Source organism: Pseudomonas sp. NPDC089758 (assembly GCF_044748705.1).
Classification (GTDB): domain Bacteria; phylum Pseudomonadota; class Gammaproteobacteria; order Pseudomonadales; family Pseudomonadaceae; genus Aquipseudomonas; species Aquipseudomonas putida_X.
The window spans coordinates 271,995-284,379 of record NZ_JBIVGN010000003.1; the positions used below are offsets into that span (position 1 = coordinate 271,995).

Annotated in this window: 14 protein-coding genes and 1 riboswitch; of the genes, 7 read left to right on the forward strand and 7 right to left on the reverse strand. The window is 62.0% G+C overall.

The annotated features are described in order from the left end of the window. Positions 1–71: 71 nt before the first annotated feature. Complete coding sequence (locus ACIPZH_RS05835) at positions 72–1,754, reverse strand: fatty acid--CoA ligase (RefSeq protein WP_400635505.1); 1,683 nt, start codon at positions 1,752–1,754, stop codon at positions 72–74. Between the two features lie 161 nt (positions 1,755–1,915). On the opposite strand from ACIPZH_RS05835, the gene ACIPZH_RS05840 reads away from it, so the two are divergent. From ACIPZH_RS05840 to ACIPZH_RS05850, 3 genes are all read left to right on the forward strand, one after another. Continuing rightward, positions 1,916–2,881, forward strand: coding sequence for a 2-hydroxyacid dehydrogenase (locus ACIPZH_RS05840; RefSeq protein ID WP_400635507.1), 966 nt, complete (start codon positions 1,916–1,918; stop codon positions 2,879–2,881). Between the two features lie 53 nt (positions 2,882–2,934). Then, positions 2,935–3,930, forward strand: a complete 996-nt coding sequence (locus ACIPZH_RS05845) for a methyltransferase (RefSeq protein ID WP_400635509.1) — start codon at positions 2,935–2,937, stop codon at positions 3,928–3,930. Between the two features lie 42 nt (positions 3,931–3,972). Continuing rightward, positions 3,973–4,092, forward strand: a riboswitch (yybP-ykoY riboswitch). A gap of 91 nt (positions 4,093–4,183) precedes the next feature. Next, positions 4,184–4,768, forward strand: a complete 585-nt coding sequence (locus ACIPZH_RS05850) for a TMEM165/GDT1 family protein (protein ID WP_241806377.1) — start codon at positions 4,184–4,186, stop codon at positions 4,766–4,768. A gap of 144 nt (positions 4,769–4,912) precedes the next feature. Here ACIPZH_RS05850 and ACIPZH_RS05855 read toward each other — a convergent pair whose 3' ends face one another. The 4 genes from ACIPZH_RS05855 to ACIPZH_RS05870 all read right to left on the reverse strand — a co-directional run bounded on the left by ACIPZH_RS05855 (position 4,913) and on the right by ACIPZH_RS05870 (position 6,906). Then, positions 4,913–5,728: a M48 family metallopeptidase gene (locus ACIPZH_RS05855; RefSeq protein WP_400625973.1), complete on the reverse strand. Its 816-nt coding sequence runs from the start codon at positions 5,726–5,728 to the stop codon at positions 4,913–4,915. 96 nt (positions 5,729–5,824) lie between these two features. Beyond that, positions 5,825–6,445, reverse strand: coding sequence for an SOS response-associated peptidase (locus ACIPZH_RS05860; RefSeq protein ID WP_400635511.1), 621 nt, complete (start codon positions 6,443–6,445; stop codon positions 5,825–5,827). Between the two features lie 15 nt (positions 6,446–6,460). After that, positions 6,461–6,721 (reverse strand): putative signal transducing protein, encoded by a 261-nt coding sequence (locus tag ACIPZH_RS05865; RefSeq protein WP_115273872.1) that lies wholly within the window; start codon positions 6,719–6,721, stop codon positions 6,461–6,463. After that, positions 6,721–6,906: a CPXCG motif-containing cysteine-rich protein gene (locus tag ACIPZH_RS05870; RefSeq protein WP_012316238.1), complete on the reverse strand. Its 186-nt coding sequence runs from the start codon at positions 6,904–6,906 to the stop codon at positions 6,721–6,723. Before ACIPZH_RS05870 ends, ACIPZH_RS05865 begins: the two co-directional genes overlap by 1 nt. Before the next feature lie 122 nt (positions 6,907–7,028). Here ACIPZH_RS05870 and ACIPZH_RS05875 point away from each other — a divergent pair, with 122 nt between their 5' ends. Beyond that, a complete protein-coding gene (locus ACIPZH_RS05875; RefSeq protein WP_241806340.1) occupies positions 7,029–8,198 on the forward strand; it encodes a 1-acyl-sn-glycerol-3-phosphate acyltransferase in 1,170 nt (389 codons plus the stop codon). Between the two features lie 31 nt (positions 8,199–8,229). Here ACIPZH_RS05875 and ACIPZH_RS05880 read toward each other — a convergent pair whose 3' ends face one another. Then, entirely contained in the window at positions 8,230–8,490 is a 261-nt protein-coding gene (locus ACIPZH_RS05880) for a hypothetical protein (protein ID WP_400635513.1), read from the reverse strand. Positions 8,491–8,650: 160 nt separating this feature from the next. On the opposite strand from ACIPZH_RS05880, the gene ACIPZH_RS05885 reads away from it, so the two are divergent. After that, the gene (locus tag ACIPZH_RS05885; protein WP_267818729.1) at positions 8,651–8,857 is read left to right on the forward strand and encodes a hypothetical protein; all 207 of its coding nucleotides are present in this window, start codon (positions 8,651–8,653) and stop codon (positions 8,855–8,857) included. A 73-nt stretch (positions 8,858–8,930) separates the two neighbouring features. Here ACIPZH_RS05885 and ACIPZH_RS05890 read toward each other — a convergent pair whose 3' ends face one another. After that, positions 8,931–9,515 carry a YajG family lipoprotein gene (locus tag ACIPZH_RS05890; protein WP_241806337.1) on the reverse strand — a complete coding sequence of 195 codons (585 nt, stop codon included), beginning with the start codon at positions 9,513–9,515 and terminating at the stop codon, positions 8,931–8,933. A gap of 192 nt (positions 9,516–9,707) precedes the next feature. On the opposite strand from ACIPZH_RS05890, the gene ACIPZH_RS05895 reads away from it, so the two are divergent. Then, on the forward strand, positions 9,708–9,941 hold the full coding sequence (locus ACIPZH_RS05895) for a hypothetical protein (RefSeq protein ID WP_400635515.1): 234 nt from the start codon (positions 9,708–9,710) through the stop codon (positions 9,939–9,941). A 604-nt stretch (positions 9,942–10,545) separates the two neighbouring features. Next, complete coding sequence (gene mqo / locus ACIPZH_RS05900) at positions 10,546–12,051, forward strand: malate dehydrogenase (quinone) (protein WP_400635517.1); 1,506 nt, start codon at positions 10,546–10,548, stop codon at positions 12,049–12,051. Positions 12,052–12,385 lie beyond the last annotated feature (334 nt).

Below are 12,385 nucleotides of genomic sequence, written 5' to 3' on the forward strand. Positions count from 1 at the left end.
TTACTGAATGGCAAGGTGCCAGCCGCTCTGGCCTGCGGGTCGTGTTGTGGGGCACACGACCCGCCATGCGGTTAAAGGGTGGAAAGGAAGGCGCTGTTACTTGCCTGCCACTGGACGATGTCCTGGCGGATGCGCTTCTTGTCGAGTTTCCCGACACTGGTCTTGGGAATTTCTGTAACAACGGCGATCTGGCAGGGAATCGCCCACTTGTTGATGTGACCTTGTTCCACAAACGGCTTGAGGTGCTCCTTCAACGCCTTGGCATCGACCATCTGGCCGTCACGCACCACCAGCAGGGCGAACGGGCGCTCACCCCACTGCGGGTCGGCGACCCCAACCACTGCAACCTCACGCACATCAGGATGGCGGCTGATCAGGTCCTCGAGGTCCAGAGAGGAAATCCATTCGCCCCCGGTCTTGATAACGTCTTTGATGCGGTCGCGGATGTCTATGTAACCCATGCCGTCGAGCGTGGCGACGTCACCGGTGTGCAGCCAGCCACCCTGCCACAGCTCCTCGCTTTTCTGCGGTTCCTTGAAGTAGCCCATGGTCAACCAAGGGGCACGCAACACCAGCTCGCCTTGAGTCTCGCCATCTGCCGGGAGGAAATTGCCATCGCCATCGACGATCGCTGCCTCCACCAGTGGCACCGGCACACCTGCCTTGATGCGGTAGGTCACGCGTTCGTCTTCGCTGCCGGCCTGCAGCTCATCGTTCAGGTGCGCGGCAGAAATCAGCGGGCAGGTCTCGGACATGCCATAGGCTGCAGTCAGCTGAATACCCCGGGCCAGCGCCGCCTGATAAAGCGAGCGGTTGAGCGCACTGCCACCGATGATGATCTTCCAGCCGCCGAAGTGCTGGCCCTGGGAGCTCGGGCAATTGAGCAACATCTGCAGGATGGTGGGCACGCAGTGCGAGAAGGTGACCTTTTCGTCCCGCCACAGCTTGATCAGCATGTCGGGCTCGTAGCGGCCCGGGTACACCTGCTTCATGCCGAGCATGGTGGCCGCATACGGGATGCCCCAGGCATGCACGTGAAACATGGGGGTGATGGGCATGTACACATCATTGCTGCCAAGCAGGCGGACGCTGTCGATACTGCCGGTCACCGAAGCCTCGGCCAAGGTGTGCAGCACCAACTGGCGATGGGTGAAGTAAACGCCCTTGGGGTTACCTGTGGTGCCGGTGGTGTAGAAAGTGGTGGCGACCGAGTTCTCGTCGAAGTCCGGGAAGTCGTACTGCGCGCTGGCCGCAGCGAGCAACTGCTCGTACTCGCCCACCAGGTTCGGCAACTCGGCGGACTTGTCCGGGCCATCGGTCAGCAGCAGGGTCTTGTCGACCGTAGTCAACTGCCCGGCAATGGACTGGTAAAGGCCGACAAAATCGCTGTTGACCAGCACGAAGCGGTCCTCGGCGTGGTTCATGGTGTAGAGGATCTGCTCAGGCGACAGGCGCACGTTGATGGTGTGCACCACCGCGCCGATCATCGGGATGGCGAACATGCATTCCAGATAACGGTGGCTGTCCCAATCCATCACCGCCACGGTGTCACCGGCCTTGACCCCGGCTTCGGTCAGCACGTTGGCCAGGCGGGCGATACGTTCGTTGAGCTGTGGATAAGTCAGCCGCAACTGGTCGCGATAGACGATTTCGCGGGTCTTTTCATAGCGGCTGCCGGACATCAGCAGGCGTTTGATCAGCAGAGGAAAGCTGTAGGCGCCCTCGGCGGGCTTGATGATGCGGGTCTGCAGCATGGTTATCCCTTCTTGAAAAGCTGGCCGGACAAGTCTGCTACCTACTGTAGTTCGTCAATGTGACGGTCAAATCAGCCGAAGGAATGATTTGGCTGCGCGAGGTATGAGTGGCATTGTGCGGTCGATGGACCAACCCTTGCCCTGCCACTGGAGCCGTACCTATGCCCAGCCCGCGTCGCGCCGTGTTTCTCGACCATAAATCCCTGGACCTTGGTGACCTCGACCTATCACCGCTGCAGAGCCAGTTCGACGCCTTCGAACTGTACGACGCCACCCGCCCGGATCAGGTAGCCGAGCGCCTGCAGGGCGCCGTTGCGGTGGTCAGCAACAAGGTCATGCTCGACGCCAACGCCCTGGCTGCCAACCCACAGCTCAAGCTGATCCTGGTCGCCGCCACCGGCACCAACAACGTCGACCTGGCTGCCGCCCGCGCCCAGGGCATCACGGTCTGCAACTGCCAGGGCTACGGCACACCCTCGGTGGCACAACACACTCTGGCCCTGCTGCTGGCGTTGGCCACGCGCCTGTGCGACTACAACCGGGCGGTGGCCGAGGGGCAATGGGCCAAGGCCAGCCAGTTCTGCCTGCTGGACTTTCCGATCGTGGAACTGGAAGGCAAAACCCTGGGCCTGCTCGGCCATGGTGAACTCGGTGGCGCCGTCGCGCGGCTGGCGCAAGCCTTTGGCATGCGCGTGTTGAGCGGGCAGATCCCCGGGCGCCCGGCGCGCGACGACCGCCTGCCGCTGGATGAATTGCTGCCGCAAGTCGATGCCCTGACCCTGCACTGCCCTCTCAACGAACACACCCGGCATATGATCGGTGAACGTGAGCTGGCCTTGCTCAAGCCCGGCGCGCTGGTGGTCAATACTGCCCGCGGCGGCCTGATCGACGAGCACGCCCTGGCTGAAACCCTGCGTCGCGGCCATCTGGGCGGCGCTGCCACCGATGTACTGAGCGTCGAACCACCGGTCAACGGCAACCCGCTGCTGGCCAGCGACATCCCGCGCCTGCTGATCACACCGCATAGCGCCTGGGGCGCGGTGGAGTCGCGCCAGCGCATCGTCGGCCAGCTCAGCGAGAACACCCAGGCATTCTTTGCCGGCCAACCACGCCGCGTGGTCAGCTGAGCGCAAGGGCAGGCTCTGCTACACTGCGCCACTTTTTTCAGGAGGCGTCGTCCATGGACCCGCGCAGTGAAGTTTTGCTCCGCCAGGCGGACCTGTTCCAGGCTCGGCTGCTGATCGCCGGCGCCCCCGCCGATGACCTGCTCGGCCAGTTGCCGCAGGCTCAGGCCTGGACGTGGCATGCGGGCGATCAGGCCATGCTCGACGCCCGCTTTGCCGGGCGCAGCCATTACGGCGTCGACGTGCCGTCGGTCCCCTTCGAGGCGGCAGTGCTGTACCTGCCCAAGTCGCGCGAACTGGCGGCCTACTTGGTTAACGCACTGGCGTCACGCCTGGGCGGTGGCGAGCTCTATCTGGTGGGCGAAAAACGCGGCGGCATCGAAGGCGCGGCCAAGCTTCTGCAAGCCTTGGGCAAGCCACGCAAGCTCGACAGTGCCCGGCATTGCCAGCTGTGGCAGGTCACCGTGGACAACGCGCCCGAAGCCAAGCCACTGGAAAGCCTGGCCGAACGCTTCACGCTCGAACTGGAAGACGGCCCACTGCACGTGGTCAGCCTGCCTGGGGTGTTCAGCCACGGCCGTCTGGACCGCGGCACGGCGTTGCTGCTCAAACACTTGGATAACCTGCCCGTGGGCCATGTACTGGACTTCGGTTGTGGTGCCGGCGTACTCGGCGCCGCGGTCAAACGCCGTTACCCCCAGAGCCGGGTCACGATGCTGGACGTGGACGCCTTCGCCGTGGCCGCCAGTCGCCTGACACTGGCGGCCAATCAGCTGGAAGGTGAAGTGATCAGTGGCGACGGTATCGATGCTGCGCCCGGCGACTTGAGCCTGATCCTGAGCAACCCGCCGTTCCATACCGGGGTGCATACCAACTACCAGGCTTCGGAAAACCTGCTGAAAAAATCAGGGCAACATCTGCGAAAAGACGGCGAAATTCGCTTGGTTGCCAACAGCTTCCTGCGTTATCAGCCACTGATCGAAGGCGCTCTGGGCAACTGCCGGACCTGCGCCGAGGCAGACGGCTTTCGCATCTATCAGGCAACACGCTGACAAAAACAGGGCTTGCCCAAACCGTTTCGCCTAGGCAGAATCCGCACCGTCCTAGGGGAGTAGTCTCCCGCAAGCAACCTGCTTGCCCGGCACGCGTCAACACACTTGGCCCACAGGCCATGGCGCGTGCGACCCACGATCTGCGCAGACGGATCCGGGGTTTGACAAGACCTATGACACGCACACCTTACCCGGGGCGGGGAGGCTGTACGTGTCATAGCCGTGTCGACCCGCCCCCACAGGAATCCTGATGCTGGAATCTCTTCTCGTACCCACCGCGATCGTCGCGTTAGCCGAAATTGGCGACAAGACGCAGCTGCTCGCGCTCATTCTCGCTGCCCGTTTCCGCAAGCCGTGGCCGATCATCGCCGGCATCATCGCCGCCACCCTGGCCAACCATGCCGCAGCAGGTGCAGTGGGTGCCTGGGTCAGCGGGTTCTTCAGCGAGACAGCGCTGCACTGGATACTGGCTGCGAGCTTCACTGCGACGGCCCTGTGGACCCTGGTGCCGGACAAGATGGATGATGATGAAAACCCTGCGCGACGTTTCGGCCCGTTCCTGACCACGCTGATCGCATTCTTCCTGGCCGAGATCGGTGACAAGACCCAGGTTGCGACGGTGATGCTGGCAGCTCAGTACCCGCACCTGATCATGGTCATCATCGGTACCACGCTGGGCATGCTGATTGCGAATGTACCGGTAGTCCTGGCGGGCAATTTTGCCGCAGAAAAGCTGCCGCTGACGCTGATTCGCCGCCTCGCCGCAACAGCCTTCATCGTGCTGGCAATCGTCGCAGTCTACTCGGCCATGAAAGCCAGCGGCTGGGTGGGGGGTTAAGCTGCAAGCTTTGAGCTGCAAGCTGCAAGCTGTACGAGAGAGGCAGACATACGCGTACTGCTCTTGCTCTTGCTCTTGCTCTTGCTCTTGCTCTTGCTTGCAGCTTGTAGCTTGTAGCTTGTAGCTTGTAGCTTGTAGCTGCTCTTACTTCTTGGCGGCCTGGTACAGAGGCATGACTTTGGGAATCGCTGCCTGCAACGAGGCGATCCGGCTCTCGGACGCCGGGTGGGTGCTCATGAACTCAGGCGGTGCGCCTTCGGACGCCTTGCTCATCTTGTTCCACAAGGTGATCGCGGCATTCGGGTCGTAGCCGGCACGTGCCGACAGCTCCAGGCCGATCAGGTCAGCTTCGTTTTCATTGGCACGGCTGTTGGGCAGGGTCATCGCGTAGTTCACCACCTGGTCTGCCAGCGCAATACTGTTCTGGCCAAGGCCAAACAACGCACCTGCACCCTGGCGGGCCATTTCCACGCCATAAGCCTTGGACATCGCCTCGCGGCTGTGCTCACGCAAGGCATGCGCGATTTCATGGCCAACCACGGCGGCAATCTCGGCATCGGTGAGCTTGAGCTGGTCGATCAGACCGGTGTAGACGATGATCTTGCCGCCAGGGCCGCAGTTGGCGTTGAGCTCATCGCTCTTGATCACATTGACCTCCCACTGCCACTGCGCGGCATCAGGACGGAATTTCGGCGCCTGAGCGATCAGCCGGTCGGCAATCACCTGCACGCGCTTGGCATCGGCGCTGGTCTTGTCCAGCACGCCCTTGCTCGACGCTTCGCCGAGGGTCTGCTGGTACGACTGGGCGTACATCTGGTTGACCTCATCGGTCGAGAGCATGCTGAACATGTACTGCTTGCGCTCAACGCCCACAGCACCCCCGCTGGTGGTATTGACCGCCTGGCAGCCAGCCAGCAGGATGCCAGCACTCAACAGGCTGACGACAAAAGACTTACGCATGAAAACACTCCCTTTTTACATGCGGGATATCCTAGGCCGAGTCGCCCATGGGCTACCAGAGCCGCAGGGAAGATTTTATTTGCCGTGAGGGCCTCATCAGGCCGGCGTCAGGCACTCGGGCGCATCCAGCTTCGGGTCATTGACGAAATTCGCCAACGCACGTTCCCGTAGCGTGGCCGGTGGGCTGGCGAGCAGCTCATGCAAACGCGCCAGCGGCGTGTCAAGGTCCAGCCAAGCAGCCTGCCCCGCCTCATCCAGGATCAGCGGCCGACGCTGGTTCATCGCCGCCTGGGTCACTACTGCACAGCTCAACCACACCTGGTCCTGGACCGGATAAGCCTCCCATATGGCCGCGAACCACAACGACGCGCCCTCCCCCGGCGTCAGCCAGTAAGGGCGCTTGCGTGCCGTGCCACGCCATTCGTAAAAGCCGTTGGCGGGCATCAGGCAGCGCCGCAGACGCAACGCTTCGCGAAACATGGGCTGCTCGGCCAAAGTTTCGGCCCGGGCATGCGCGGGGGTGCGTGAGAGGTCAGTGAGCCAGGCCGGGGTCAGGCCCCAGCGTGCCTTGGCCACTTGCATCTGGCCGTCGACCTGGCGCTGGATGAGCACCGAAGCGCCGGGCGAGATATTCCATTGCGCCGGCTGGCCGGCAGGAAAGCCTGGCAGGCTGGCAAGCGCCTGGGGCCAGCGAAACAGGGCATAGCGTCCACACATGGGCGAATTCAGAACCTAGCAGATCAAGGTACCGGGATAGCTCTCCGGTTCGTCGCCGACAAGCGGCTGGGCACCATTGTACGCATCGATCAGCTGCCGTGCGTACCCGGCCTGCTCATCGGCCACCGCAAGCCCGAGCAAGCCTTGCATCGGCAACTCGCCAACACCGCCCATCAGGTCACGGCCGATCAGGTGCACCTCGATGCCCTCGCTGGCCAGCATGCCAGCGAGCATTTCTGCTTCCAGCAACGTTTCTGGTTCGTAGATCCGCCGCATCAGGCATCGTCCTCGCGTCTGACTTCAAGCATCCATTCGTCGCCGTGCACCTGCAGGATGAAAACCACCGGCTGACAACATACCTGGCAGTCTTCGGTATACATCTGGTCGCCACCGGAGATGTCCACGGTGGTTTCCACGCGCTCGCCGCAATAAGGGCAATCGTAGAAGTCGGTTTCCAGCATCGCGGCCTCCGCAGTGACTTATGCGTATAATTGCCGGTCTGTTTACAGGGCCTGCGTGTGTCCGAGCCGTTTTTCGGGCCCCACCCCTACCTTATTACCCTAGCCGTTTCCAACAAGAGAGCATGATGGGCGAATTCGATGCCATCCGACCGTACGACGATGCTGAGGTCCCTGCCGTGCTGGCACGCCTGCTCAGCGACCCGGCATTCCTCGATATCCTCACCCACTTCCGCTTCCCGCGCGCAGCCGGGGCATTCGGCTGGCTGCTCAAGCCGCTGATCGCCCGCCGCCTGCGCAAGGAGTTCGCCGGGGTCACCTGCGTGTCCACGTTGCAGGACAAGGTCGAATACTACGTCGACCACACCATCGAGCGCGCTACCGACGGGGTCACGTACACAGGCGTCGAGCAACTCAAATCCGGTACCGCCTATCTGTTCCTGGCCAACCACCGTGATATCGTCATGGATCCGGCCTTCGTCAACTACGCGGTGTACCACGCCGGCCTGCCGACGCCACGCATCGCCATTGGCGACAACCTGCTGCAAAAGCCATTCGTCAGCGACATGATGCGCCTGAACAAGAGTTTCATCGTCCACCGCTCGCTCAGCGGCCGCCGTGAAAAGCTCGCGGCCTACCAGCTGCTCTCGGCCTACATCAACCATTCGATCCGCAACGACGGTACCTCGATCTGGATCGCCCAGGCCGAAGGCCGTGCCAAGGATGGTGATGACCGTACCGACTCGGCCATCCTCAAGATGTTCCACATGAGCCGCAAGGACGAGCCTTTCGGTGCAGTGATCCAGGGCCTCAACCTCACCCCGGTGTCCATCAGCTACGAGTACGACCCTTGCGATCAGGCCAAGGCGCGCGAGCTGTATATCCGTGCGACCACCGGTACCTACCAGAAAGCGCCGGGTGAAGACGACAACAGCATTGCCAAAGGCATCACCGGCTACAAGGGCCGTGTCCATATCAACTTCGCCCCGCCGGTAACCGCGTTCTACGAGGACACCAAACAGCTGGCGCAGGAGATCGACCGGCAGATCCTGGGTGGCTACCGGTTGTTCCCGGTGCACTACCTGGCCTATGCAATGTGGGACGAAAAGGATGAGGCACTGCAGGTGCCGAGCGCCGAGAAGGTGTTCCCCGCAGAGGAGCTGGCAAAAGCCAAGGAAGAATGGCAACGCCGCCTGGACGCCTGCCCGCAGGAGCAGCGGCCATACCTGGTGTTGCAATACGCCACCCCGGTGCGCAACCAGTATCAGGTCAGGCAACAGGCACCGGTTGCCTGATCACAGGGGCCGCCTGGCGGCCCCGCAGGGTTCAGATCCAGGTACTGAACCAGGACAGCAGCAAGGCCATCGCCAGGCAGGAAAAGCCGAGAATGTAGTAATAGCGCGGCACCCGCTGGTCGAACGCATCCACCAGGCCTTCGTCCGCTGCCAGGCTCTCGCGGGTGATGGCCTGGCGACGCCGTGCACTGTGCAGCAGCAACCCGCCCGGGCAGGTCATCAACAGTGCCAGCAGATTGATCAGCTTGGTCGGATGGGCGGCCAGAACCCCCCAGAGCACTTGCAAGGACATCACGCAACCTCGGTCAGAACGTCAGCGAAGGCCGGCATTCTACCGAAGGCCGGCCCCGACGCCCGACATTGGCGACAAAGTGTCACTAAATTTCATCTGTCACACGCTCGTCATAAGGGCAGGCCACCCTGTCGGCCTTTTCCCAAGCCGGAGCTTGTTCATGCTGCACGCCGAAAACCAGGATCGCCTCTATCTCGTTGCCCAGAGCGATGAACAGCAGGCGTTGATCGATGGTTTCGCCATCAATGTCCAGGACCGCCAGTGGCTGGTGTATTGCGCGCTGGGCGGGCATGCGCATGAGCATTTGCCAGAGGTGGACCTGCTGACGGGCGTGAGCGTGCTGGACTTTCATTTCGACGCGGCCTGAGGCCTGTGCACGAGCAAAAAAAAACCGCTGCCTGGCAAACAGGCAGCGGTTTTTTCTCGCTACAGCGAAAAGCTTATTCGCCCAGCACCTGACCGATGGTCGGGTCCTTGAACAGGCGGGTCAACGCATCGCTCAGCACGTCACTCACCAGCTTGGTGTTGGTTTCCTGGTTGGGCGCCATGCCGAAGCGCTGGTCCAACGAGGCGCCATAGCGGCCGCTGTAACGGCGGTTGGCGTTCGACACATCGGCGCGGAAGGTGGCGCCGATGGTGGCTTCGGTCACGTACAGGTTGTCCTTGGGCGACTGGTACTTCAACTCGGCCAGGGTCACGGTCAGCTGCGGCGCATTGCCGGCGTTGGCCGTGGGGGTGAAGCCCAACAGGCGTACGGCGGCCTCGGCCTGGGCCTGCACTTTGGGCACGATGTCATTGCCACTGACACTGATAGTGCTGGTCTCGGGGTACATGCCACCACGAGTACCCAGGGACTGCGAAGCCCGGCCGTCCACTACCTTGACCACCACCGGCTGGCCGTGGCCGACCGGGGCGAGCTGGGCGTTGAGCTTGGGTTGCGGGCTGAGTTGTTGCGGGCTGTGGGCACACCCCACCAGGCTCAGGCTGGCCACGGCAAGCAAACCGAACAACAGACGTTGCAACATGCGTGTTTCTCCAGAAAATGCGGCGAAGGCTCACAGTATACCTAGCGGCAAGCTACAAGCGGCAAGCTAGAAGTAAAAGCCCGCGGGCGCCTTGTTGTGGCTCGCCGCTTGATACCAGGCGCGTCTGTCACACGCGGTTCATGGTCCGGCGGTTATCCTCGCCGCAAGCCCTAACACACAGGACTCAACACCATGGCCTCGCTCTGGACCCTACTCTTCCAACGCTCGCGCCACACGACCTATGCCCGCCTCGATGGCGACGGCATCTGCCTGGGGTTCAAGCAATGCAGCCAGCCACCCGGCAACAGCGGCTGGGTGCAGGTCACAGAAATCCAGCTTGCCTGGCTGGGCCGCCCACTGCCCGCCAACGCCCGGGTTTGCGCCCATGCAAGCCGCCATTGGCAGCGGCGCACCCTGCCCGCCTGACAAACGCTGCAATAAAAAGCACGAATAACGACCTTTCTGCCCGCGACATCGTTATAATCTCCCCCCGATTATAAGGACGTCTCCTGATCGGGCCCCGCATTTGCCGTTTGACCCCGGCACCTTCACCGCTTCGCCCACAGAGAGCCTTCCACTCAGGTCTTGCATCGGCTGTCGTGCCTGCTTTTCCGGCCCTTCGCACTGCATGAACCTGTGGGTTGCCATCGCGCAGTCCCCTTTTGAGGTTCACGTCTCCAAAAGAGCGTGAAAAAAACGGTTTTCACAACTTCACGAGAGTGTGGCGAGCAAATGAACAGTCTGGCATGTGCAATAGCGACAGAGGTGTCCCGAACGGCCCTGAACAGGCGGCTGATACGCTCATTTCACATGGGTGTCTGAATCCGTTCCATAACGCACGCACGACACCTTGACCATAAGTCGAATTGCCGCACCTGGGGCAAACGGCGTTCAATAGACGAACCCGAAGACTGATTTGGCGGTGTCCGCGGAAGTTGCAAGAACTGCGAAAAGTCGGACATGGCGATCCTGGCACCCCTGGGGTCCTATGCTGTCAATTAGGTAGCTGTAGATTGTGGAGACGCGTTAAATGGCGCAGAACGAATCGGTTGATGTAGTACTGGTAGGCGCGGGCATCATGAGTGCCACCCTGGCCGTACTGCTCAAGGAGCTCGACCCGACCCTGAAGCTTGAGGTCGTCGAGGCGATGGACTCCGGGGCCGCGGAAAGCTCCAACCCCTGGAACAACGCAGGCACCGGCCATGCCGGCCTGTGCGAGCTGAACTACACGCCCCAGGCCGCCGATGGCAGCATCGACATCAAGAAGGCCGTGCACATCAACACCCAGTTCGAGGTATCGCGCCAGTTCTGGGCTTACCTGAGCAAAAAAGGCAATTTCGGCCCGGCCCGTGCTTTCATCAACCCTGTGCCGCACCTGAGCTACGTCGAAGGTGACAAAGGTGTTGCCTTCCTCAAGAAGCGTTTCGAGCTGCTCAAGCAGCACCACGCCTTCGCCGAGATGGAATACACCGAAGACAAGGCGGTGATGAATGAATGGATGCCGCTGATGATGCCAGGCCGCCCGGCCGACCAGCATATCGCCGCCACCCGCGTGACCAAAGGTACCGACGTCAACTTCGGCGCACTGACCAACAAGCTGCTCAAGCTGCTGGGCGACTCGCAGAACGCGCAGGTCAAGTACAGCAAGAAGGTCGTTGGCCTGCGCCGTAATGGCACTGGCTGGACCGTCAGCATCAAGGACGTCAACAGCGGCGGCAGCCGTGAAGTGGACGCCCGCTTCGTGTTCCTCGGCGCCGGCGGCGCGGCACTGCCGCTACTGCAACTGTCGGGCATCCCGGAAGGCAAAGGCTTCGGCGGCTTCCCGGTGAGCGGCCAGTGGCTGCGTTGCGACAACCCGGAAATCGTCAAGCAGCACCAGGCCAAGGTCTACAGCCAGGCCGCCGTTGGCGCGCCGCCGATGTCGGTGCCGCACCTGGACACCCGCGTGGTGGACGGCAAGACATCGCTGCTGTTCGGCCCCTATGCCGGCTTCACTACCAAGTTCCTCAAGCACGGCTCGTTGATGGACCTGCCGCTGTCGGTGCGCATGGGCAACATTGGCCCGATGCTGGCCGTTGCCCGCGACAACATGGACCTGACCAAGTACCTGGTCAGCGAAGTGATGCAGTCGATGGAACAGCGCCTCGAGTCGCTGCGCCGCTTCTACCCGCAGGCCAAGGCCGAAGACTGGCGCCTGGAAGTGGCTGGCCAGCGCGTGCAGATCATCAAGAAGGATCCGAAAAAAGGCGGCATTCTGCAGTTCGGTACCGAGTTGGTGTCGGCACAGGACGGCAGCCTGGCAGCGCTGCTCGGCGCGTCCCCTGGCGCATCGGTGACGGTGTCGATCATGCTTGAACTGATCGAACGCTGCTTCCCCGAGCAGACCAAGGGCGCCTGGGCCGCCAAGCTCAAGGAGATCTTCCCGGCTCGCGAGAAGACCTTGGCCACCGATGCAGCCCTGTACCACAAGATCAGTGCCGAGAATGATGAGGCGCTGGACCTGGTAGAGAACAGCCCGGCCAAGCATTACGCCTGAACCGGCTGAGACGAAAACGCCCCTTGGGGTTATGCCTGTGAGCTAGGTGATCCAGGGCCGCTATGCGGCCCATCGCCGGCAAGCCGGCTCCCACAGGGATCGCGCCAGCTTTTGAAGTTGAGCAAGACAGTTGTTGCTCAAAAAGTGCGCTGTCCCTGGGGGCATTACGCCTGAACAGGCTGAGACGAAAACGCCCCTTGGGGTTATGCCTGTCAGTTAGGTGATCCAGGGCCGCTTTGCGGCCCATCGCCGGCAAGCCGGCTCCCACAGGGATCGCGCCAGCTTTTGAAGTTGAGCAAGACAGTTGTTGCTCAAAAAGTGCGCTGTCCCTGGG

What these genes read in the sequence shown, in the direction of transcription:
- ACIPZH_RS05865 (WP_115273872.1), bottom strand. Translation starts at nt 6,721, where the DNA reads ATGCGGCGGATCTACGAACCAGAAACGTTGCTGGAAGCAGAAATGCTC.
- ACIPZH_RS05855 (WP_400625973.1), bottom strand. Translation starts at nt 5,728, where the DNA reads ATGCGTAAGTCTTTTGTCGTCAGCCTGTTGAGTGCTGGCATCCTGCTG.
- ACIPZH_RS05840 (WP_400635507.1), top strand. Translation starts at nt 1,916, where the DNA reads ATGCCCAGCCCGCGTCGCGCCGTGTTTCTCGACCATAAATCCCTGGAC.
- ACIPZH_RS05875 (WP_241806340.1), top strand. Translation starts at nt 7,029, where the DNA reads ATGATGGGCGAATTCGATGCCATCCGACCGTACGACGATGCTGAGGTC.
- ACIPZH_RS05890 (WP_241806337.1), bottom strand. Translation starts at nt 9,515, where the DNA reads ATGTTGCAACGTCTGTTGTTCGGTTTGCTTGCCGTGGCCAGCCTGAGC.
- ACIPZH_RS05870 (WP_012316238.1), bottom strand. Translation starts at nt 6,906, where the DNA reads ATGCTGGAAACCGACTTCTACGATTGCCCTTATTGCGGCGAGCGCGTG.
- ACIPZH_RS05880 (WP_400635513.1), bottom strand. Translation starts at nt 8,490, where the DNA reads ATGTCCTTGCAAGTGCTCTGGGGGGTTCTGGCCGCCCATCCGACCAAG.
- mqo (WP_400635517.1), top strand. Translation starts at nt 10,546, where the DNA reads ATGGCGCAGAACGAATCGGTTGATGTAGTACTGGTAGGCGCGGGCATC.
- ACIPZH_RS05895 (WP_400635515.1), top strand. Translation starts at nt 9,708, where the DNA reads ATGGCCTCGCTCTGGACCCTACTCTTCCAACGCTCGCGCCACACGACC.
- ACIPZH_RS05845 (WP_400635509.1), top strand. Translation starts at nt 2,935, where the DNA reads ATGGACCCGCGCAGTGAAGTTTTGCTCCGCCAGGCGGACCTGTTCCAG.
- ACIPZH_RS05835 (WP_400635505.1), bottom strand. Translation starts at nt 1,754, where the DNA reads ATGCTGCAGACCCGCATCATCAAGCCCGCCGAGGGCGCCTACAGCTTT.
- ACIPZH_RS05860 (WP_400635511.1), bottom strand. Translation starts at nt 6,445, where the DNA reads ATGTGTGGACGCTATGCCCTGTTTCGCTGGCCCCAGGCGCTTGCCAGC.
- ACIPZH_RS05885 (WP_267818729.1), top strand. Translation starts at nt 8,651, where the DNA reads ATGCTGCACGCCGAAAACCAGGATCGCCTCTATCTCGTTGCCCAGAGC.